Source organism: Oceanospirillum sediminis (assembly GCF_014164585.1).
GTDB classification, from domain to species: Bacteria; Pseudomonadota; Gammaproteobacteria; order Pseudomonadales; family Halomonadaceae; genus Oceanospirillum; species Oceanospirillum sediminis.
The window spans coordinates 42292-63691 of sequence record NZ_JACJFM010000012.1; the positions used below are offsets into that span (position 1 = coordinate 42292).

A 21400-nucleotide genomic window follows, 5' to 3' on the forward strand; every position below is an offset into this window, starting at 1 on the left:
TGGCTTGCAGAGACAGGAAACTGTCTTTCTTATTTGTTAACAGGTTTCCTATAATAAACAATATACCTTATTAGGATATTTTTGAACCGAATTTTTCAGTTGCTTTCAATAAAAATGTCCGATACTCGCTTTCCGGCACAAAAGACCCTCCGGTTGTCCAGACCAGATGGGTGCTTGTGGCCAGGCTCTTTTCTGACATATGGCGGTTCAGCCAGACTTGCGCTTCGTGACTGGTGAGCATAGATGGACCTGAGCAACCTATGGTGGCAGATGGTTCGGTTTCCAGCCCTTCCAGTTGTTTCAGCCGCAGTAAATGCTGATACAGAGTATCGTCCTCACAGGTATATACCCCGGACAGCTCATCCCGGATAGCATCACAGACCCATTGCGAGGCCTGACCAACGGCCAGGCCATCAGCCTCAGTATTAATGGTCAGGTCAAAATCATACACATCTACCGGCTCACTACCGGCTGGTCCTGCCATACCCAGCAGCATGCAGGGAGCCTGAACCGGTTCGGCAAAAAAGCAGTGCACATGGGGGCCGAACAGGGCTTTCAGTCCAAAGGTGATGCCCCCTGGCGCTCCGCCCACACCGGCAGGCAGGTAAACAAACAGCGGATGATCTGCATCAACAGGAATATTCTGCTCTTCCAATTGCCGCTTAAGACGCAGCGCTGCCACGGCATAACCCATAAACAATCGAGGGGAGTTTTCATCATCCACAAAGTAGCTTTTTGGGTTTGCATCCGCCTGAGCACGGCCTGCCGCCACCGCGGCACCGTAGTCTGCTTTATGCTCAACCACCTGAACCCCGCGTTTGCGCAGACGTTCTTTTTTCCACTCTTTGGCATCAACCGACATATGCACTGTGGCCTTAAAGCCCAATGCAGCACCAATAATACCGATGCTCAATCCCAGGTTGCCGGTACTGCCAACTGCAATTTCATACTGGTTGAATAAGAATTTGGCATCAGGAAACAAAAGTTTCCTATAGTCATCATTTGTATCTTTTATCAGGTCATGTTCCAGCGCTAATTGCTCGGCGAAACACAGCACTTCATGAATACCGCCTCTGGCTTTAATGGACCCGGCGACGGGCAAAGTATGATCTGCTTTGATCAGAGTCCGTACTCCAAACGGTGAAATTGCCTGATGCAGCTGATCGGCCTGAAGCAGTGGTGATTCGATGATGCCATCACTGGCTTCCAGTTCAGGAAATAGCTGTTGCAGTAAGGGAGCAAAACGAAGCAATCGGGCTTCTGCGTCATATATTTCAGCTGTATCCGGTTTATCCGGTGCAGCGGCCGGGTTCTGATATTCAGGGTTTAGCCAGAGTAAGGGCTTGGCAGAACGAATCTGCTGTTGCTGTGATGGCGAGATATTTAACATTTTCATAACATTTGCCCTTTATCCGTTTTAATCCTGGCCTGATAAGCCTAATCTGAGTAAAAGTCTGACTGGCATACCCCTGAATCTCAAACGATAGTTTTTAAAACAGGCTTTAGTTTTTCTAAAGCCTGAATCGATTCTGAATCCTGAAGAGACTGTGAAGTACAAACCATGATGTTAAAAGCCAGAACTCTGACTGCCTTGAGAACTTTTGAAGCCGTTGGCAGACGGATGAGCTTTTCTGCCGCAGCCTGTGAACTCTGTGTTACTACCGGAGCGGTCAGCCAGCAGGTCCGTAAACTGGAAGAGGAGCTGGGTAAGCCACTGTTTATTCGTCGGGCTCGTTCTCTGGAGCTGACCCCTGAAGGTGACAATTTACTGCAGATCACCCGGCAGTCGCTGAGAACTTTGTCTCAGGCGGTGGCAGAGATACAGCAGAATGCCGGGGATAGCATTATTACCCTGACAGTGATTCCTTCGCTGGCATTTCATTGGCTGATTCCCCGGCTGGCGGATTTTCATCGGCGCTATCCGGGCATCAGAGTGGAAGTGAAAGCGGTGCCCGATGTGATTGATTCCGCCAGTGAAGATTCTGTACTGGTGATTGATTACAGCCCGGAGGCGGACATTCCGGGCTGGTCATCCCGGTTATTAATGAAGGAATATCTTTTACCTGTAATCGCTCCTGATTATCTGGCAGGTCGTGACTGGAGTTTGCCAGATAGCTGGCAGCAAGTGGCGCTGTTACATGATACCCAGGCCTGGCCGGATGCGGGACGGCATGCAGAGTGGGCTTACTGGTTACAGCATATCAGGCAGTCTCAATCTACAGAGCTGGTACATATTCCGGCTATTGATGAGAAGGTGCAGCACTATTACTTTAACCGGGTGGATATGGCCGTTGAAGCCGCAGCTGCCGGTCTTGGAGTAGCCATGGCCAGAAAAGCGGTATTAACGGATCTGCTGGACAAAGGCCGTTTACAGGCCCCTTTTCCAGCAGTTCCTTCACCTGCCCGTTATTACCTGAGGCAAAGAGCACAATGCTTTGAAGATAAAACCGCCAGTTTACTGATTGACTGGCTGTCCGGGCAGGTACTGTAAGCAGAGATACCCGGCTTACAAAGGATGTTGCTCTGTCAGCCCCGTAGTACCGGATTGGTCAGGCAGGTCGGCCCGCCTTCACAGGCCATGCACAGAGCATCGCCTTCAAATACGCTGACATTGATACCATGTTCTTCCATCACGGCTTTGGTTTTCGGAAAGCCGTCGATCATCACACAGTTGCCTGGCGACAGTGGCAGCACATTCAGATTCAGACCGAAAGAGGCTTCAAACTCATCGGCCGGAGCCTGAATTAACTCAATGCCACGTTCTTTCATCAGGGTCCATAACGGAGCCGGAATCAGCGGCGGATGCACCAGGTAACGGGTTTCTGTCAGCGGACTGATCACCGACATCAGGTGCAGACAGGCTTCTTCACCAGACCAGACTGGCAGGTCGAATGAGAGCACCTTGATGCCATGAGGGTTCAGCATCTCATTCAGCTGACGTACACCTTCCCGGTTAGAGCGGAAACCTAAACCAACAATCAGGGTGTTCTCATCCAGCCAGATGGTGTCACCGCCTTCAACCAGAGCATCACCGGTCAGAGCGCCTAATACCGGAATGCCGTTCACTTCGTAAGTCCTGCCATGCAGCTCAGGCTCAGCAGAACGCAGCGCTTTGCCCATACGCAGCAGCACTGCACCGGCTTTGGTAATCAGGGAGGCATCACGGGTGAACATCGCATCAGACAGACCGTCATTGTTGTCATCCATCCAGATGATTTCAGCGCCGGTTTCCTGAATCAGTCCAACCAGTCCCTCATATTGGGATATCGCTTTTTCCGCATCAAACAGATGATTGTAATGCCATTGCTGAGGGTCAGCATTACGCAGACTATCAGCAGGTCGGCGCATCAGAACGCGCGTCATTTTTTCTGCCATTAGCTGGCAACCATAGTCGATCATGTTGTTTTTCTCCCAACCGCAGGGTGTGATTAAAAAAGCAATTGACTTTGAGTTTATACAAGTGCATAAATTTATACAATCGTATAAAAACAGGAAAAGGTTATGCCAGCAACTGAGGTCACCGCTTCAACAACGCAAACACCAGTGATTGAAGTCCGGGGCCTGCGCAAATCTTTCAACGGTATAGAAGTATTGAAAGGCATTGATCTGACGGCCCATAAAGGCGAGGTCATTGCTCTGATTGGTGGTAGTGGCTCAGGCAAATCCACCACGCTGCGCTGCCTGAATCTGCTGGAAGTGCCCCATGAGGTAACAAAGCTGGAATTGCTGGGCGAGCCGGTGGCATTAAACCCTGACCGTCATGGTCAGCTGTCAGTGGCGGATCGTCGCCATCTGCGCGGGCTACGCAGTCGGCTGGCGATGGTGTTTCAGAACTTTAACCTCTGGCCCCATATGACGCTGGAAGAGAATGTGATGGAGGTGCCGGTTCAGGTACTGGGGCAACCCCGTGCCGAGGCCCGTGATACTGCCCATCGACTGTTAGAGCGAGTGGGCCTGCTGGATAAGCGGGAAGCTTACCCGGACTGGTTATCTGGCGGGCAGCAACAGCGGGGAGCTATCGCCCGGGCGCTGGCCACAGAGCCGGAAGTGCTGCTATTTGATGAACCCACGTCGGCGCTGGACCCGGAACTGGTGGGTGAAGTGCTCAGCGTGATGAAAGGTCTGGCTGAAGAGGGCCGCACCATGATCATAGTGACCCACGAGATGCAGTTTGCTGCAGACGTTGCCGACCGGGTGATCTTTCTGGATAACGGCGTTATTGCAGAGCAGGGCACTGCACAGCAGATCTTCCAGTCACCCAAAAACGAACGCCTGCAACAGTTTATTCGTGCGATTAACTGACTTACTCTGGAGACCCGAGATGAGAAAAAAAATAACCGTTGCTCTCGCTGCAACTCTGGCCAGTCTGGCTTTACCGGCACTTGCAGAAACCGTGCGCATAGGCATCGCCACCGAACCCTATCCGCCATTTGCGGTCCCCGATGCCCGTGGTGAATACAGCGGCTGGGAGATCGATATCACCAAAGCGATCTGTACCGCAGCCAAACTGGACTGTCAGTTTGTTGCCACCGCATGGGATGGCATTATTCCATCACTGCAGGCAGAAAAAATTGATGTGATTGCCGCCTCGCTGTCGATTACTGAAGAACGTCAGAAGGTGATTGATTTTTCTGAGCGTTATTACCAGACCGGTGCCAGCCTGGCCGTTGGGCAGGGGCTGGATATTAAACCTGATCCGGCTTCTCTGAAGGGCAAGAAAATCGGTGTTCAGTCCGGCTCTATTCACCAGAGTTATGCTTTGAAGCATTTCAATGGCGCAGAAATTCGCGAATATCAGACACAGGATGAAGCCAATCAGGATCTGTTTGCCGGGCGTCTGGATGCTACCCTGGCTGATGCTCTGGTGCTGGAAGCCTTCCTGAAAAGTCGTGAGGGTGAAGTCTGCTGTTACGATGCCGGACTGGTTGCGCAGGATGATGCCGTACTGGGACAGGGCATCGGTTTTGGCTTACGCAAAGGCAATCCTGAGCTGAAAGAGAAACTGAACAACGCCATTGATTCCATCCGGGCAAGTGGCGAGTACGCCAGAATAAGTTCGGGTTACTTCCAGTTTAATATCTACGGCGAATAACCCTCTGTGTTAAGGAGTGCCCTCTGGCACTCCCTTCCTTTTTAACCACGGATTCTCTCTATGAGTGTGCAACAATTGCTCGCATTGGAGCCCCCAGGCTGGGGCGGCTATTTGCTGGAAGGTCTGCTGACATCGCTGCAGGTGGCTCTGGCTGGTTATCTGTTGGGGTTGCTGATCGGCACCGTTGGCGCAACTATAAAACGGGGTGATAACCTGCTGGCTAGGGATCTGGTTAGTATTTATACCACCACGGTTCGAGCGATCCCGGAGCTGGTGCTGATACTGCTGGTGTACTTTGCGCTGCCAGAAGCGATCAATCAGCTGTTGCAGGCGCTGGGGCTGACAAAAATTGAGATCGGTGGCTTTGCGGCCGGAGTTATGGTGATCGCTCTTGTGCAGGGCGCTTATGCTACCGAAGTGATTCGCGGGGCGATTAATGCCATCCCGCCAGGCCATATTGAAGTGGCACACAGCTTTGGTATGCATCCGTTTAAAATCTTCTACCGCATCACCCTGCCAGAGATGCTGCCCTCGGCGCTGCCCGGACTGTCAAACCTCTGGCTGGTGGCGACAAAAGATACCGCCTTACTGGCGGTGGTCGGGTTTACCGAACTGACATTAGCCGCACGCCAGGCTGCCGGGTCAACCAAACACTACTTCCTGTTTTTACTGGCAGCAGGTGTGCTGTATTTGCTGGTGACGCTGATCTCCAATCAGGTGTTCCGTTATCTGGAAAACCGAACCAGCAAAGGAGCCCGTCATGCCTAAAGTCAGTTTATTTGCCCCTCATCGTTTAGTGCTGATGGCGCTGGCACTGATACTTTGTCTGTCTGCGGCCATTAATATGGACTGGAGCTGGATGGAGCGTTACAGCCAGGACATTATCGGCGGACTCTGGCGTACACTGGCCTTGCTGACCGGCACGGCCATAATCGGATTCTTGCTCAGTATTCCTCTGGGATTAGCCCAGGCGGCCGGGCCTGCCCCCCTGGCCTGGCTGGCCAGGGGTTTCTGCACACTGATTCGTGGTACACCGATTCTTTTGCAGTTATGGCTACTCTATTACGGACTGGGCTCGGTATTGCCTTATATTCCCGGTATTCGACAGAGCTGGCTGTGGCCGCTGCTGAGTGAAGCCTGGCCCTATGCGATGGTATCCCTCAGCCTGTGTTTTGCCGGTTACGGCGGTGAGGTAATGCGCGGTGCTTTTAAAGGCGTTCCTAACGGAGAGCTGGAAGCGGCCCAGGCGATGGGCATGCATCCTTTCACTATTCTGCGTCGTATCTGGCTGCCAAGAGCGATCCAGCGCGTACTGCCAACACTGAATGGTGAGCTGATTATGCAGCTGAAAGCGACGCCACTGGCAGCAACCATCGCTTTTATTGATATCTACGCCGTGATTGCCCGTATTCGCCAGGAAACCTATATCATTTATGAGCCGTTGCTGTTGCTGGCACTGGCGTATCTGATCATGGCCGGACTGATCACTTTAGGGTTCCGTTACCTGGAAAATCGTACCCAGGCCAGACGGTAATGTATGAATACCCGTTCATGGGCTACAGTCGTTTATAAATGGACCACTGTCGTTTATAAATAGCACAGAATGGAATCTGCTTTTCCGGCTGGGAGTTTCTGGTCGGCAAGGCTCTAAGGTATTATTATTACAGCTGTTTCAGATCATCGATTAACCGCCGGAAGCTACTTTTTATGAAGGAAAAACGTCGTCTTTCTCGCCAGGAGATGTCAGACAGTCGCCGATCTGAATTGATTGATGCCACACTGCGCGTTATCGCCACCGACGGAGTAAAAGGGGCGACAGTGCGGGCCATCGCCGAAGAAGCCGCCGTGACCCAGGGGCTGATTCGCTATTATTTTTGCAGCAAAGATGAGCTGATTATCGCAGCCCATGAACGCCATATGACCAACCTGATCGAAGTGGCCGTGGATGCGGCTGATGGCGACTATGATTGCGCCCGCACCCGGTTAGCCATGTTTGTTCAGGCCTCGGTCAGCCTGCCGATTATCGATCCGCAAGGTATTGCCCTGTGGGCCGGTTTTTTTCAGCTGGTGTTTCATAGCCCGGATATGCGGGCCAGCCACCAGAAAACCTATCACCTGTTGCGTAATCATCTGAGCCGACTGGCCGCTGATGTGTTTGAAGAAGCGGGGCGTGACGTCAGTGAAGCAGAACTGCGCACCCTGAGTATTGCCTGCAACGCGGTACTGGATGGCCTGTGGATCGAAGGCGGCGCACTACCAGATCAATTCGCCGATAACGAACTGACCGATGCGGCCCTGAGTGCCTTTGAAGGCTTGCTGAATGTGGAGCTGAGAAGCACCTTGCGGTAAAAAGCACGCTTTGTAATAAAGGCCTTGCCATAAAAGAGGGAGCCTTTCCCTCTCTTTCAGATGCTTCGCTTCTTGCAGACATATCCCTTCTTTCAGCTATTCGCGCTGTTTTAAAACAAACCTATCGTTTCGTTTTACCCCGCTGTTTCCTGATGCCCCTGCAGCACAAACGCAAACGACGTACCCTGATCAATCTCACTGCTAACCTGAATACCGGTTTTATGCAGCTCCAGAATGCGCTTCACAATCGCCAGCCCCAGCCCGGTGCCGATTTTCTCAGCCGGTTGCTGTTGCTGCGACTGATAGAAACGCTCAAAAATATAGGGAATATCGTGGCTCTGAATGCCTTTACCGGTATCCGACACCGTCACCTGAGTATTACCCTCCTGCTGGCTGACCTGCACATCCACCCGACCACCTTCTGGTGTGTGCCGTATGGCGTTATCGATCAGGTTCTGCAGCACCCGGTGAATCAGGGCAATATCCGCCACCACATAACAATCCTCCTGCTGGCAATGAATACGCAGACTGATCTGTTTCTGTTCGGCCAGTAAACCAAACTCCTGCACACAATCGTAAGCCAGCTCCAGCAACGAGAACGGCTCCAGCTCCGGCTTGATACCACCGGATTCCAGCCGGGCAAGCTCAAATAGCTCTTTAATCAGATCCCCCAGCCGCTGGCTGTGTTTATAAGCCACTCGCAGATGCTCGGCCCTTTGCTCACTGTCCAGGCTGTCGTTTTTCAGCATCAGGGTTTCGATATAGCCCTGCATCGACGCCAGTGGGGTGCGCAGATCATGGGAGACATTAGCAATCAGCTCACGACGGTTTTCATCCAGTGTGCGCAAAGCATCAAACTGATCCGAGATCTGACGGGCCATTTTATGAAAGGCATACTGCAGCTGATCCACCTCATTAGAGCGGCGAATCGCCTGCTCTGGCATCGCCTGAACCAGCTCGGTACTGGCTGCTGGATTGGTCAGATCAAACGCCTGCACCGAGGTTTGCAGCCCGGTCAGACGGCGAGTCAGCAGGAAAAAAACAATACTGCCCGCAATGGCGGCAATCAGAATACTGCCCAGCATAGTCAGCGCCCCGACCCGAATGACATAGCTTTCCATCACCGCATCTCTGTGCTGCTGATACAACTGCCCGCCGATAATGGCGTAAACATAGCCGGAGGTTTGCTGCTGACCATTGGCCAGAGTATCGGTTAACGGAAAGACCGAAATCGCTTTAGGCTCACCGGGTTGTCTGGGATCGGTGCCCAGAATAGGAAAAGGCCGCTTGCCCTGCAGATAATCCTGCACCGGATTCATATCAACCTGCTGCAGCTGAACGCTATCTTGCGGTAAACGGTGGCTGAGAATCTGCCCCTGCTGATCCAGCAGATATAACTCCAGGCTGGGGTTCAGAATCATCGCGCGGGCGGTCAGCTCATCCATCACCTTTTCATCCACAATGCGATCTACCAGCAACGGCTTATAACCCGCCACATACATGGCGACAGACTGGTTCATGCGCTGCATAATTTCCTGACTGTATTTTTCGCTCATCAACTGAGAAATGGTCAGCAAACTGCCCCCCAGCAGAATCACCAGCAGCAAAAAGACCACGGTGATTCTGGCGTACAGGCTGTTTATTACCGGCAGAAAAGAGGATGCGGACATAACAAAATCCATTATCAGGTTGAAACAATCAGGCTCAGCACATTACGTCCGGTAAGCCTTTAAACCAGCTTATAACCCACACCCCAGACCGTGGTGATCAGCTGAGGCTTAGTGGGATTATCTTCAATTTTGGCGCGCAGACGGTTGATATGAGAATTGACCGTATGCTCATAACCCTCATGACCGTAACCCCAGACATGGCGCAACAGATCTGAACGGGAAAACACACTGCCGGGGTGATGCAGAAAATAACTGAGCAGGGAAAACTCTTTAGCGGTCAGATCCAGCTCCTGACCGTGTTTGGTCACTTTATGTCGGCGACTGTCCAGCTCAATACTATGATCCGGTGAGCGAAGAATCTCATTCTGACCATGCTCAGCATCCGCTGGCGTATCGGCTTTGCGGGAGACATCAATACGCCGGAAAATAGCGCGGATACGGGCCATCAGCTCAATGACGCTGAATGGCTTGGTGACATAATCATCAGCACCGGACTCCAGTCCCAGCACCCGATCCAGCTCACTGGATTTACTGGTCAGCATCAGCACCGGCACATAATTCTGCTCCGCCCGGAGCTGTCGGCATAACTGCAAACCGTCTTTACCTGGCAGGCGCAGATCTAACAGAATCAGATCCCACGAATGCTCTGTGGCCTGCTGATAACCCGAGATACCATCGCTGGCAATCTCAACCCTCTGATACTGCTCCTGCAGATGCATTCGGATCAGACCGGAAATATCCGGATCATCCTCAATCACCAGAATACTGCGGGCTTCCAACTCGGGTTCTGGCTGGGAAGGGGTGGCAGGTATCAAAGAAGCGGGGTGGAGTGATACAGCATGATCCTGATCAGACCCGTGACCGGACAGAGCATTTTCCTGGATTATTCCGTCAGACATAATTCAACCTTACTTACTGCCTGTCAGGCAGATTCAGCCCTGGGGCTATGCTTAAGTGAATATCGGAGCGCAAATCTTTCTGCTATCAAACAGGTACGCAGGGAATAAACAATTCGATTCAGAAATCTCGGGGTTTATCAGCGTATCGGGGCGTCTGGAGGTGGATAATCGTGAAAAAGCTGAGTTATTAGCAAGATATGGTGGGGCTAATATGACTAAAATTAGCGGACGCAAACGCCATGTACCTCCGCTCAGGAAATACATGGCCTCACTCCTTTATTAATGATTCGAGGTTAACGCTGAGAGGTTATGCTTTGCGTTTTGATAATCGCATCCAGCATGGTCTGAATATCGGACATCTCTTCGAGCATATCCTCAATAAAATAAGACGCACCAGCGGCGGCCTGTTTGTTATGAGGCATATCATCCTCAAAGGCGATATTCTCCAGCGCAATCATTAAAAAAGCACAGCGATGGCTGAAACTCTCGAAATGACTGTTCGCCTGTGATGCATTCATCACCGTGATGGACTGAACCGTATCAGATTTGTTTTCCATTCTTCTCGTTCCTTGTGTCGTAATATCCATTAACCTGTCAGCGACTAAGGCAGGTATTGGCCTGCAAATAACGCACTGAACCTTGCCTGACCCGATCAGCATTTCTCCACAATGAGGCATGGGGAGAGATGCGTTTAAACCGGAATAAAGGCGCAGACGAATGCAAACCAGAATAGCCAGGGCTATAAGGAGCAAGGCTCCGCCTGTGACGATTCTGAGGCACAAAATAAGAAGAAAAACCTGATTTAAAGGTATGAGAAGACCCGACACTTATCATACGATTTAGCGTCGTAAGTTGTTGATGTAAATAGAGAAATTTTTCTTTAGCCGAGCGAAGCTCTGGCGTATGATGACTTCTAACCATGATTGATAGACCCTTCGAAAATATCAGTTGTGGCCAGCTGCCTCTGTAGTGTTCCCGCACTCAGGGGTAGCGCCTGTTAAAGATTTAAAATGCTTGCGATAAGCAAACCTCCTCTTATGTGATTGATTAGCGAATCATGAAACAAATGCCGGTTCACCGCAACCGGTATTTGTTGATTCCAATTCTGCTGTTTTCTTCTTTGTTTTTATGGCGTCTTTATTTGTCGCTGCTCGATAAAGCGATCCGTTGATTGGTCTTCAGCATTATATGGCTGATGCGTTCCGACTCCGCCTGACTTAATACCACTTCACCACATATTGGGCAAAAATCACCCGTTATATTGGTGATCAGTGTTTCTTCATTTCTATAGCGATAAGGCAGATCGCGAGTTGCTGAAATCAGATCGGCTGACAAACATGAAGGGCATTTCATTGCTGCTACTCCTTTGCTTCAGACTGATTCTTAGCGAACCCTGAACATAACCTGATTGCTTTATATGTAACAGCTTATGTTTTGCTCTGAATGTAATCGGGTGTGCTGAATTTCGCTTTGTTCGTGGGTATGATGCTAACTAAGGTCAGGGACAAATATGGACAATTAGGATGAATGAAACATTAAAAGTGTTTATTAGCTATAGTCATCATGAAGATGATAAGCATTGGAAGGAACGCTTGTTAGTGCATTTGGGGGTATTAGTTAGGCAGCAGAAGCTGGAAGTTTGGGAGGATAGCCAGATAAAATCTGGTGAGCTTTGGCTGCAAGAGATTAGAGAAAAAATGGTCTGGGCTGATATTGCGATTTTTTTGGTAAGTGCCGATTCATTGAATTCTGTTTTTATTCTGGAAGAGGAGCTTCCAGAGCTTAGAAAAAAAGCTCGATTTATTCCTATTGTCATCAAGCCTTGTGCATGGGAAACAGTACCCTGGCTAAAAAACATGCAAGGCCACACTGATGGAAATGTTGCTCTGTTAGCAATGACAAAAGCTGAAAGTGAACAAGCTTTTACTGACTTGGCAATTGAGCTGGATAAAGAATGTTGTGAGCACTTAAAGCAAGATAGTTGCTTAAAAAGTGATGCATCTATAAAGCTTGAAAATAACTTATCAAATCGACCATATGAACCAGAGAGTGGTAGCCAGTTACAGAAGTCTGTTTCTGATGACACAGCTTCTCCTTCTGATCGCCCTGATATTGAATACTGTTCTGGGGATATATTCAAAAATCAGTTGATTAACAGTCTGGTGAAGTCTATTCAATCTGCCGATGTTGAAGAGCTGCCAAAGACACTAGCAATGCAGTTAGCATTAGACACAGAGAATGTTGATGTAGATGAACTGACAAGCATAGTGGCATCGAAGCTACTGGAAAAAGGCTTTCATGATGTAATGCAGGATGCCATTTATAAAACTTGCGAATCTTTATTTAGTACAGATAAACAGCTTTCTGCCCTTGGTGATCAATTACTACGAGATCAACGTGCAAGATTAACTCAGGCTATCAGCCAGATTATGGGGTTGCTGGCGTTACGTGAGTTAGATGAGAGTGTTTTTCTTGACGAAAACTTCATACAAAAAACCGGTAACTCGGATAATTATTTTATCGTTCAGGGTATCTCAACCCCTCTTGGTGCAGAGCTATTGTTACGCCGTATAGATAGCTCTGAGCAAATAATTCCTGAATTTCGTCCTTGTGCTGAAGAGTCAATAGTATTTCATGGGCAGGCCAGAATACAGGATGCATCGCGTAAAAAGTGGAGTAAGAAAAGTAATGCCGATTTTGCACTGATTGATATCTGGAATGCGGTACTGGATCACGAAGACCCAGAAAATAGCCGGAGCCGGAAAACACGAGATCAAAAGCTTAGTTCAGTAGAGATCAGACAGCTCAATGCAAAGATTGATCTGTATCGAGGCCATAAAACGGCACCTCGTTGCTTCTTTATCGCAGAAGATATTAGTGATAGTGATCGTATAAAAGAGCTGTGTGATAACTTATCTAAAAAACTACCTGCTTTAATGGCCGTTGGTTTCAGGTCTGATCAGGGAGCATCAATTTTCTTAACCGATGATATTAATATTTGGGTTGAGATTGAAAGCATTTATAACCGATTTAATTTCCTGAAATATCAAAAGGAGTTGAAGACAGATGCCAACACAAACGGATAACACTAAGTTTGATTTATTGACTGTAGCCAAAACAGAAGGCTCATCCGTATCGGTGCAGAAATATAACCCGGATTCTGAACAGATTTACCTATTTGATAAAGCCAGTATTTATGCACTGACTGCGGCTTATCATGCCGGTCGGCCTTTACTGGTGCGTGGTGATCCGGGAACGGGTAAAAGCCAGTTAGCCCATGCGGTGGCTGAAGCCATGAACTGGCAGCTTCTATCGACAGTTATCACTGCTCATACTGAAATTCAGGATCTTTGGTATCACTTTGATACCGTGAATCGTCTGGGGCATGCTCAGCTGATGAGTGCTATGCATGGTAGTGTTGATGCAGAGGGGCGGGCAGAGACCTTAAAAGCAGAACTGTCCCCGAATAAGTTTTTAAGCCCTGGCGTGCTCTGGTGGTCGTATGATTGGCAAAGTGCTTTACGCCATTGCCGAGATTCAGAGCATCGGCAGTATGTGCCAGAGTCTATTCATGGCAAGAAGAATCTGTCCAGAATGACAGATCAGGATTTAGAATCCTTAATCCCAGATCCAAAAGGCATTGTGTTACTAATTGATGAGATTGATAAAGCCGATTCTGATTTACCAAACAGCCTGTTAGAAACATTGGACTGCAAGCGCTTTGAAGTGCCGTGGATTGATGAATCCGTGGGTGGTGCAGAGCAAACCCTTAAGCCTCTGGTGATTATTACCACCAATGAAGAGCGTCAATTACCACCTGCTTTCTTGCGTCGCTGCTTAGTACTCAACATGAACCTGCCAACAGAAAACACTGAGCTTAAAGCCTTGTTAATTGAGCGTGGCAAAGCGCATTTCAAGGATGATATTGAACAAGATGCGATGGCACTGGCAGCGGATCAATTGATTAAAGACCGTGAACTGGCAGACAGCTATGGTTATAAACCACCAGGTCAGGCGGAGTATCTGGATATTCTGCGAGTGTTACGGCAATTCGATAAATCCGAACAGGTCGAGATGCTGAATGAAATTAAAGACTTTGCTCTGAGAAAGCACCCAGACCTACCTTTATCCAGTGAGCAGGATGCCCACCATGACCGATCATAGCCGGGCAGACTTGCTTCGATTTCAAAAAGCTGGGTTAAAAAAAGAGCATCTGGCTACCTCGGTGTGGTTTGAGAAACTGCCAGAGCCTGAAGATAAACTGGCTCTTACCAAGCCTGCAATCACTTTAGACCTTGATCAGCTGTCTGATAAATCAAAAAAAGAGGATTCAGCTCAGCCTGAAAAGACGGACGCAACCAATAGGCCACCAGAATATTTTTGGGCATTAGTCGATCAAACCACTAAAGCACCGCCACCGCTTGAAGGCGAAGAGATTCCTGATGACTTAAAGGCGTTGCTGAGCAGCGATCCCTTATCGAATGAGGATCAGGTTTATGCCGACGAGGAACGGCCCGAAAAACAAGCATTAATCCCTTGGTCTCGACTTGGGCCGGTATTACAAGCGGCGCTCAGCACTCAGATTAACAACCAGAAAACGGATACCAATAAACTGGTTCGTCAGGTTTCTAAAGGTATATGGCCGGATAAAATCCCGGTCAAAACAAAGCCTCATCTGGCTTCAGCGCTGTTCGTGCTGGTGCATATTCCAGATGAATTATCACCTTTAAGACACGATATTCACTCACTGTTAGAGAAAATGGAAAAGCAGTGGGGAAAGCAACGGCTTAAACGACAGTATGTTCAGGATTATCCCGGCGGATCAGTGGTTGAAATATCCGTTAAGCAAACCAGCTCGCCGTTAAAGCGCGATAGCAGAATATCCAAACCCTGGCGTTTACCTGAACCCGGCGCGCCCATTCTGATTATCAGCGATATGGGGTTATACCACCGTTCTCAAACGGTATTACAACAGTGGATAAAGCTCGGGCGTCAATTTCGCAGTGCTGGTTTTAAACCCACGGTATTAGCGCCTGTCCCGGAAAAATGGCTGCCAAAAGAATTAACCGCATTGTATCAGTGTTTGAGTTGGGACAGAGGCAGTACGCTTAACCCCGCACCGGGTCGATTTAATCTGGATCAGGTGAGTGAGTTTCGGTCAAAAGCCAGAGAATCTCTGGCCTGTTACCTTCCCGCCATTAAGCCTGATATTGAAGCGCAGCAAAAAGCGGCCTTACTTGTAAAACATTGCACCGTGTGTGATACAAGCTGCCCGGAAGATACGGCTAGAAAAGCATTTTTAACCTGGCTATCGGCTGCGGTTGAAGTGGATGATGTGGATTTAAGGGCGGTAAGGCTGGCTGTGGGTAAGCCTTTGTCTGTGGCTGATGAAGTACTGTTCTGGCAATCAGAATTAGTAAACAAAGGCTCAAATCTGTGTGTTTACTTATCGCCGGTTCATGAAAAATTAAGAGATCAGCTTCAGCAACAGATCAATCTGTATCCTAATAAAGCTGTTCAGATATTTAATGCCCTGTCTTCAACTCTGAAAACACAACTGGCGATTGATTATTACGAAGCGTTGCTCTTTTTCAGGCACTGTTCAGAGCTATCTGCACAACATCAGCTATTACTGACGGAAGCTGAGCAATATACCCATCGTTTTATTCTGGCTCTGGCAAAAGAGAAATCACCAACCCCACATGAAGAATATGAAGGCATTCACGAATACAGTCAGAGTATTCTGGATCGACTGGGTCAGAAAGAAAAACAGGGCAATCGCCGATACTCCTACTGGTGGTCACAGTGGTATAAAAATTTGTCTGCTGAAGATAAAGAGCAGGCTATTCCCGATTGGATCGATAAAAGTGTATTTCAGGCCGTGAACAGTACAGCAAATAGTGCTGAATACACAATCAAACTGGCAATTAAAGATAATTATCTGGAGCTTACCGAGGTAGGTGAAAGCACATTGCCTGATAGCCATCAATTAGATGGTTTAGACCAGCCGTTGTCCAATGCTGATATAAAAACAAACTATGATCAGGTTGTTTACCAGAGATCAGAACAAGGCAAACTCATTGAATCAGAGAACCTGGTCCTTAAAAAAGGTTTAACCACCAGTTTTCAGTTAGATCGTTTTTCCGAACAATCCTTACAACTCAATATTGGTGATCAGAATCTACGTTTAGCCTCCTTCAAACGTCCTAACTGGGCTGCCAGCCTGCAATATAAAAACAATCAGGTCTCTGCTGATTTAATTCTGAATAACACCCGTATCCAGGTGCCGCTATCTGGTTCTGATGTTGTGGACAACAAAGATATTCCGCAATGGGGCATTTCTTTAACGGAACTTGGTTCTCTGATTCAATCCATAGCTGAGGATGAATACGGCCTGTACGCGGATCTTAATTTCTTTGGGATTACTCAACGCTTTAGGTGGATTGAACCGGGTACTTTCCTGATGGGTTCCCCGAATGGTGAGTCAGAGCGATATAATGATGAGGCCCAACATCAGGTGACTTTAACCCAAGGCTACTGGCTGGCAGATACTTGTGTGACGCAGCAACTCTGGCAAGCAGTTATGGGCGAAAACCCCAGTAACTTTAAAGGGGAGCAGAATCCGGTTGAAAAGATCAGCTGGTTAGATTGCTGGCAGTTTATCCAGAAGCTTAAAGAGCAATATCCGGCACTACGCTTAACTTTACCTTCAGAAGCGCAATGGGAATATGCCTGTCGGGCAGGCACTGCCACGCCATTTAGCTTTGGAAGTCAGATTCACTCTGATCAGGCTAATTTTAATGGTAACTATCCCTATAACGACGGTAAAAAATCAGAATATAGACAAACAACAATCCCGATAAAAAGCCTGCCAGCCAACCCGTGGGGTTTATATGAAATGCACGGTAATGTATTGGAGTGGTGTCAGGATAATGACTTACGGGCTTATAAAGCGGATGAAGCAGTAATAGACCCCGGTCAGGAATGTCTGGAAAAGCCTGATAGCAAAAGTTTTGCTGATCACCCTGTGCGTGGCGGCGGCTTGCAAGACGACGGCCTGTACTGCCGGTCTGCGAGCCGCGTCTGGTACGAGGCGGGCGCCCGCCGCTACGACCTGGGTTTCCGGCTGGCGTTAGGTCCTGAGCTACAGCAGGGCGGCGTAGACGCAAAAGGCCGCAAGGTGAGGTTTCAGAGCAGTGAGCAAGGCGGAGCCGCGAGCAAGCCTGAAACAAGTCGCAGCGGCCCGGATTTTTTAACGGATCACGATGATTTCTTTCGGTTGAGCGAGTCAAAGTTATCAGAGACGGATACTTTATCGGGCAGTGCAGAACTTAAAGAAAAATTCGGGAAAGGATGGGCTAAATTCTTCAGACGTAACAAGGATAAGTGATGAAATTCTGTTTTTTAAATTCATTTAGATACAAGGATGGCCCATGAATCTGCACCCTTTATCCCCACCTGTGTTTCCTATGCCCTGGGCCAATGAATGGGGTGAGGATGAATATGGCCTGTGGATGGCGTTCAGCTATCAAGGCCAGCGCTATGCGTTTCGTTGGATTCCACCCGGTAGCTTTACTATGGGATCACCGGAGGATGAAACCGGTCGTTCAGATAACGAAACTCAGCAAGGCGTCACTTTTGCTGAAGGCTTCTGGATGGGAGAATTTCCTGTTACACAAGGGTTATATCAGGCGGTGACTGGTGACAACCCCAGCCATTTTAACAGTCAGCCACAGAATGAGCTGCTGCCTGTTGAGACGGTAAACTGGCAGGATGCGCAGGCATTTATTCAGGCGTTGAATCAGTTACACCCGGATCTTAACGTTAACCTGCCGTTAGAGTGTATGTGGGAATATGCCTGTCGGGCAGGCACACAAACCCCTTTCTGGTTTGGCGATCAGCTGGATCTGTCATGGGTTAATTATGATGGTCAGTGGGGCCTTCGTAAAAAAAACGAGAGCGATAATACTAAAGCGGCGCGCAAACAAACTAATCCGGCAGGGGATTATCCGCCAAACCCCTGGGGTTTATTTGATATGCATGGCAATGTATTTGAATGGTGCCTGGAGCCATGGCAAGATACATATCCCGTCCAAGAAAAACCAGTAGCACTAAAAAATGACTGGCTATCGCAGATGGATGCTAGCTTGCAGCATAGTGAGTATGCTGATGAACCACGCTTTTCTGTGCGTGGCGGCTGTTGGGGCCACTTCGGCCGGGGCTGCCGGTCTGCGTTTCGCCTCGGGATCGGGACGGACGACCGTCATATGCTCCAGGGTTTCCGACTGGCGTTAGGTCCTGAGCTATAGCAGGTGGTTTGCCGCCAGGCAAGTTAACAGGCCGGTGAGCAAGGCGGAGCCGCGAGACAGCTAGTTAACGGCCGCCAGCGGCAAAATTTTTTATCCACAAGCCTTTTTTCGAATACGGTATATTATATAAATCAGTCAAACTTATATATGCCCGGATCTGAGTGATCATTTTCGGCTACATAGAAAACCAAACCGGCTTTTCGGCATATTATAGCTATTTTCCTCCTGTACTATCTGTCAGGTAAAACTGACAAATTACATGGGGGTTTTTATGGCAACGTTTGCAGGTATCTGCGCAGTACTTCTATGGGGAGGGCTGGCGCTTCTGGGCAGTATGACGGCCAGTATTCCGGCTTTTCAGTTATTATTTATCTGCTTTTCTATCTCTGCTGTTATTATGCTGGTGCGCAGAAAGCTATCGGGGGACGCTCTGATGACATTGCCTTCTCTGAGTATCACTGGCTGGCTGGCAGGCATAACCGGATTATTTGGTTTTCATTTTTTCTACTTTATGGCACTTAAACTGGCACCTGCTATGGAGGTCAGTCTGATTGTTTATCTCTGGCCTCTTTTGCTGACGGTTTTTGTCGCAAAATCAGGCAGAAGATTACAGGCAACGACAGGAGGTATTCTGGGTTTTACCGGTATCGCTCTGGTTATTATCAACAGCCAGACTTCATCGACGCCATCACTGATCGATAGTCAGAATGCCATCTATGGTTACCTGTTTGCCTTCAGCTGTGCGTTTATCTGGTCGGGTTATTCCTGGTATCTGTCCCGGTCGCCAGGCAAGTCTGATGATATTGGCTGGTTATCAATCGTCGTGGCTGCACTGTCCCTGATCGCCCATAGTCTGTCAGAAGACAGTCATTGGAGCTGGTCGGCGTCAGAGTGGTTCGGAGCTTTATTGCTGGGGCTGGGACCGGTTGGAGGCGCTTTTTATCTGTGGGATCTGGGAATGCGCAAAGGCAATCAGACTTTGCTGGCCTCTTTCAGCTTTGCTGCTCCTCTGATTACGGCTATCAGCCTGGCACTGGCCGGTCTGAACGACTGGAGTACAGAGATTATCATTGCACTGGTACTGGTGATGCTGGGAGCCGGTATTGCCAATTATAGCCCTCGGGAAAGTGATTCTGCTGAGCTACAAAATCAGGTGTGAGTCGTATTTTGTCGTGAGAGAAAGAAAAATACAGGCATCCGGGTGTCCCATATTCCGTTACTGAATACGGGGCATTTTTTATCTGCTTGCGCCCTCTGGCCCTGTTATGCAGCCAGGAAAGTCACTATCGTATTGAAGCTCATCACTAAGTCTGCACCGGCTCTTTATATCCGTGGACTCTTGCACCATTCCAACGCTGCACTTTTATTTGTTTTATTTTCATTAACTTGCTCTAATTATGGGTAATACCTTCCCCATAGCCTGATCAAATGTATGAAATTTCTTGGTAAGCAGACAGTTTTTATCTGGGTTTCTCTTGTTATTCTGGTACTGGATAGCCTGTTTATTGCTATTAATTACTGGCAGGACAAAGATGATCTGCAAAGAACACTGGAAATGGAAGGTAAGCGGCTGCAGACCGCATTTCATATATCCCAGCAGATGACTCTGAGTAATATGTCTCAGCTGGCAACCTTCGTCGCCAATGACCCGGAAGTCAGGATGCTTTTTGGTGCCGCAGTCAATGGACTTGAAAGCCAGGGCTATGACTACGCTTCGGATACGATAGATGAACTGAGAAAACAGCTGTATAACGAAGTTTCTTCAAGCTGGAAAAAGATGACGGAACAGTACCATGTCCGCCAGCTGCACTTTCACACCGGTCCCGGTTCCACCAGTTTCCTGCGAGTCCATAAACCCGAAAAATTCGGGGATAATATGGATAACCTCAGACACATTATTGTTGATGTAAACCGCGATGGAATTCCCCGTACGGGCCTGGAGCTGGGGCGTATCTATTCCGGGCTAAGAGGTGTCGTTCCGGTATTTGATCACCAGATGAATCAGGTGGGCGCTCTGGAAGCAGGTACCTCCTACCGGGCTATTATTCAGCTGTTAAGTGAATCTATTAAGGCCAGCGTGGCGGTCATGATGAAGGAGCAACGGGTAGAAGAGGCTACCTGGGTGCGACCTGAAGAAGCGTTAAAAACACACTGCGGCTGCTTTATTGAAGCCAGTTCAGACGACTCTCTGAAATACCTGATGGCGACAGAGACTCCGTTCAGCCGTCATGATTTTCAACTCAGAACTCAGCTGATTAATACTGATAAAGGGGCTTTTGCTGTTACTCATTTTGGGATACAGGATTATATTGGTCAGCGCGATCAGCATACGGAACCTGTGGGACGTGTGTTTCTCTGGTATCCGGCTGATGAACTGCTGAATGACATGGAAGCGGATACCTGGCTGAATGTGATGATTGCCCTGGTTGGTTTTATTATTCTGGAGGTGATTCTGTATCTGGCGCTTCGTTTTTCCCAGCGCCATCTGCGCAGGGAAGTACGACGGAGAACCCATGAGGTTGAACAGCTTAATGAGCAGTTAATGCTGCAGGCATCCACAGATGCGCTAACCGGGCTGTATAATCGCCGTTTTCTGACCCAGCGTTTTGAAGAAGAGTTTGAGCGGGCTAAGCGCAAAGATATTCCCTTATCAATGGTTATTCTGGATCTGGATCACTTCAAACAGATCAACGATACCTACGGCCACAGTACCGGAGATCAGGTGCTGAAACAGGTGGGAAGTTACCTGAAATCAATGTCCCGAAAATACGATGTTGCAGCTCGCTATGGTGGTGAAGAGTTCTGTGTACTGTTGCCTGGTTGTGATCAGCAAACAGCCCTGAACTTTGCCGAAAGGTTGTGTACAGGTTTCAGAAAGACCATTGCTATTGAAGAGGGTAATACCCGACAAGCGGTTACCTGTAGTGTCGGCGTTTGTGAGAAGCACTACGCCACATCAGCAGATCAGTTGCTCAGTCTGGCCGATGCCGCCCTGTATGCGGCGAAACAACAGGGCCGTGACCGGGTCGTTGTTTATGAAAAACGTCCGGTCAGAAAGGGGACGAAGGTTGATGCCTGACG

18 protein-coding genes are annotated in these 21400 nt (G+C 48.8%); 12 read left to right on the plus strand and 6 right to left on the minus strand.

Translation table 11 applies throughout. The annotated features are described in order from the left end of the window. Positions 1–70: 70 nt before the first annotated feature. Positions 71–1396 (minus strand): D-serine ammonia-lyase, encoded by a 1326-nt coding sequence (dsdA, locus tag H4O21_RS11000; RefSeq protein WP_182808923.1) that lies wholly within the window; start codon positions 1394–1396, stop codon positions 71–73. A 165-nt stretch (positions 1397–1561) separates the two neighbouring features. Between dsdA and H4O21_RS11005 the strand changes: the two genes are divergently transcribed. Then, positions 1562–2491 carry a LysR substrate-binding domain-containing protein gene (locus H4O21_RS11005; RefSeq protein ID WP_182808924.1) on the plus strand — a complete coding sequence of 310 codons (930 nt, stop codon included), beginning with the start codon at positions 1562–1564 and terminating at the stop codon, positions 2489–2491. A gap of 35 nt (positions 2492–2526) precedes the next feature. Here H4O21_RS11005 and H4O21_RS11010 read toward each other — a convergent pair whose 3' ends face one another. After that, positions 2527–3399, minus strand: coding sequence for a dimethylarginine dimethylaminohydrolase family protein (locus H4O21_RS11010; protein WP_182808925.1), 873 nt, complete (start codon positions 3397–3399; stop codon positions 2527–2529). Positions 3400–3501: 102 nt separating this feature from the next. Between H4O21_RS11010 and H4O21_RS11015 the strand changes: the two genes are divergently transcribed. The 5 genes from H4O21_RS11015 to H4O21_RS11035 all read left to right on the plus strand — a co-directional run bounded on the left by H4O21_RS11015 (position 3502) and on the right by H4O21_RS11035 (position 7441). Next, entirely contained in the window at positions 3502–4302 is an 801-nt protein-coding gene (locus tag H4O21_RS11015; protein ID WP_220495619.1) for an ABC transporter ATP-binding protein, read from the plus strand. Between the two features lie 19 nt (positions 4303–4321). Beyond that, a complete protein-coding gene (locus tag H4O21_RS11020) occupies positions 4322–5092 on the plus strand; it encodes a transporter substrate-binding domain-containing protein (RefSeq protein ID WP_182808926.1) in 771 nt (256 codons plus the stop codon). A 60-nt stretch (positions 5093–5152) separates the two neighbouring features. Then, on the plus strand, positions 5153–5860 hold the full coding sequence (locus tag H4O21_RS11025) for an ABC transporter permease (RefSeq protein ID WP_182808927.1): 708 nt from the start codon (positions 5153–5155) through the stop codon (positions 5858–5860). After that, the gene (locus tag H4O21_RS11030; protein WP_182808928.1) at positions 5853–6626 is read left to right on the plus strand and encodes an ABC transporter permease; all 774 of its coding nucleotides are present in this window, start codon (positions 5853–5855) and stop codon (positions 6624–6626) included. The genes H4O21_RS11025 and H4O21_RS11030 overlap by 8 nt, the downstream gene beginning before the upstream one ends. 173 nt (positions 6627–6799) lie before the next feature. Further along, complete coding sequence (locus H4O21_RS11035; protein WP_182808929.1) at positions 6800–7441, plus strand: TetR/AcrR family transcriptional regulator; 642 nt, start codon at positions 6800–6802, stop codon at positions 7439–7441. A gap of 134 nt (positions 7442–7575) precedes the next feature. Here the strand turns inward: H4O21_RS11035 and H4O21_RS11040 are convergent, their stop codons facing one another. From H4O21_RS11040 to H4O21_RS11055, 4 genes are all read right to left on the minus strand, one after another. Then, complete coding sequence (locus tag H4O21_RS11040; protein ID WP_182808930.1) at positions 7576–9111, minus strand: sensor histidine kinase; 1536 nt, start codon at positions 9109–9111, stop codon at positions 7576–7578. 59 nt (positions 9112–9170) lie between these two features. After that, positions 9171–10010 carry a response regulator transcription factor gene (locus H4O21_RS11045; protein WP_182808931.1) on the minus strand — a complete coding sequence of 280 codons (840 nt, stop codon included), beginning with the start codon at positions 10008–10010 and terminating at the stop codon, positions 9171–9173. A gap of 293 nt (positions 10011–10303) precedes the next feature. Continuing rightward, positions 10304–10567 (minus strand): hypothetical protein, encoded by a 264-nt coding sequence (locus H4O21_RS11050; protein ID WP_182808932.1) that lies wholly within the window; start codon positions 10565–10567, stop codon positions 10304–10306. A gap of 580 nt (positions 10568–11147) precedes the next feature. Then, positions 11148–11363: a type II toxin-antitoxin system MqsA family antitoxin gene (locus H4O21_RS11055; protein ID WP_182808933.1), complete on the minus strand. Its 216-nt coding sequence runs from the start codon at positions 11361–11363 to the stop codon at positions 11148–11150. A 170-nt stretch (positions 11364–11533) separates the two neighbouring features. Here H4O21_RS11055 and H4O21_RS11060 point away from each other — a divergent pair, with 170 nt between their 5' ends. From H4O21_RS11060 to H4O21_RS11085, 6 genes are all read left to right on the plus strand, one after another. Further along, a complete protein-coding gene (locus H4O21_RS11060) occupies positions 11534–13096 on the plus strand; it encodes a toll/interleukin-1 receptor domain-containing protein (protein WP_182808934.1) in 1563 nt (520 codons plus the stop codon). Next, positions 13077–14174 (plus strand): AAA family ATPase, encoded by a 1098-nt coding sequence (locus tag H4O21_RS11065; RefSeq protein ID WP_182808935.1) that lies wholly within the window; start codon positions 13077–13079, stop codon positions 14172–14174. Before H4O21_RS11060 ends, H4O21_RS11065 begins: the two co-directional genes overlap by 20 nt. After that, positions 14161–17400 carry a formylglycine-generating enzyme family protein gene (locus H4O21_RS11070; RefSeq protein ID WP_220495620.1) on the plus strand — a complete coding sequence of 1080 codons (3240 nt, stop codon included), beginning with the start codon at positions 14161–14163 and terminating at the stop codon, positions 17398–17400. Before H4O21_RS11065 ends, H4O21_RS11070 begins: the two co-directional genes overlap by 14 nt. A 43-nt stretch (positions 17401–17443) precedes the next feature. After that, a complete protein-coding gene (locus H4O21_RS11075) occupies positions 17444–18319 on the plus strand; it encodes a formylglycine-generating enzyme family protein (RefSeq protein WP_182808936.1) in 876 nt (291 codons plus the stop codon). Positions 18320–18590: 271 nt separating this feature from the next. Continuing rightward, positions 18591–19478 carry a DMT family transporter gene (locus H4O21_RS11080; RefSeq protein ID WP_182808937.1) on the plus strand — a complete coding sequence of 296 codons (888 nt, stop codon included), beginning with the start codon at positions 18591–18593 and terminating at the stop codon, positions 19476–19478. Between the two features lie 273 nt (positions 19479–19751). Further along, positions 19752–21398, plus strand: coding sequence for a sensor domain-containing diguanylate cyclase (locus H4O21_RS11085; protein ID WP_182808938.1), 1647 nt, complete (start codon positions 19752–19754; stop codon positions 21396–21398). Positions 21399–21400 lie beyond the last annotated feature (2 nt).

What these genes read in the sequence shown, in the direction of transcription:
- dsdA (WP_182808923.1), bottom strand. Translation starts at nt 1,396, where the DNA reads ATGAAAATGTTAAATATCTCGCCATCACAGCAACAGCAGATTCGTTCT.
- H4O21_RS11005 (WP_182808924.1), top strand. Translation starts at nt 1,562, where the DNA reads ATGATGTTAAAAGCCAGAACTCTGACTGCCTTGAGAACTTTTGAAGCC.
- H4O21_RS11010 (WP_182808925.1), bottom strand. Translation starts at nt 3,399, where the DNA reads ATGATCGACTATGGTTGCCAGCTAATGGCAGAAAAAATGACGCGCGTT.
- H4O21_RS11015 (WP_220495619.1), top strand. Translation starts at nt 3,502, where the DNA reads ATGCCAGCAACTGAGGTCACCGCTTCAACAACGCAAACACCAGTGATT.
- H4O21_RS11020 (WP_182808926.1), top strand. Translation starts at nt 4,322, where the DNA reads ATGAGAAAAAAAATAACCGTTGCTCTCGCTGCAACTCTGGCCAGTCTG.
- H4O21_RS11025 (WP_182808927.1), top strand. Translation starts at nt 5,153, where the DNA reads ATGAGTGTGCAACAATTGCTCGCATTGGAGCCCCCAGGCTGGGGCGGC.
- H4O21_RS11030 (WP_182808928.1), top strand. Translation starts at nt 5,853, where the DNA reads ATGCCTAAAGTCAGTTTATTTGCCCCTCATCGTTTAGTGCTGATGGCG.
- H4O21_RS11035 (WP_182808929.1), top strand. Translation starts at nt 6,800, where the DNA reads ATGAAGGAAAAACGTCGTCTTTCTCGCCAGGAGATGTCAGACAGTCGC.
- H4O21_RS11040 (WP_182808930.1), bottom strand. Translation starts at nt 9,111, where the DNA reads ATGTCCGCATCCTCTTTTCTGCCGGTAATAAACAGCCTGTACGCCAGA.
- H4O21_RS11045 (WP_182808931.1), bottom strand. Translation starts at nt 10,010, where the DNA reads ATGTCTGACGGAATAATCCAGGAAAATGCTCTGTCCGGTCACGGGTCT.
- H4O21_RS11050 (WP_182808932.1), bottom strand. Translation starts at nt 10,567, where the DNA reads ATGGAAAACAAATCTGATACGGTTCAGTCCATCACGGTGATGAATGCA.
- H4O21_RS11055 (WP_182808933.1), bottom strand. Translation starts at nt 11,363, where the DNA reads ATGAAATGCCCTTCATGTTTGTCAGCCGATCTGATTTCAGCAACTCGC.
- H4O21_RS11060 (WP_182808934.1), top strand. Translation starts at nt 11,534, where the DNA reads ATGAATGAAACATTAAAAGTGTTTATTAGCTATAGTCATCATGAAGAT.
- H4O21_RS11065 (WP_182808935.1), top strand. Translation starts at nt 13,077, where the DNA reads ATGCCAACACAAACGGATAACACTAAGTTTGATTTATTGACTGTAGCC.
- H4O21_RS11070 (WP_220495620.1), top strand. Translation starts at nt 14,161, where the DNA reads ATGACCGATCATAGCCGGGCAGACTTGCTTCGATTTCAAAAAGCTGGG.
- H4O21_RS11075 (WP_182808936.1), top strand. Translation starts at nt 17,444, where the DNA reads ATGAATCTGCACCCTTTATCCCCACCTGTGTTTCCTATGCCCTGGGCC.
- H4O21_RS11080 (WP_182808937.1), top strand. Translation starts at nt 18,591, where the DNA reads ATGGCAACGTTTGCAGGTATCTGCGCAGTACTTCTATGGGGAGGGCTG.
- H4O21_RS11085 (WP_182808938.1), top strand. Translation starts at nt 19,752, where the DNA reads ATGAAATTTCTTGGTAAGCAGACAGTTTTTATCTGGGTTTCTCTTGTT.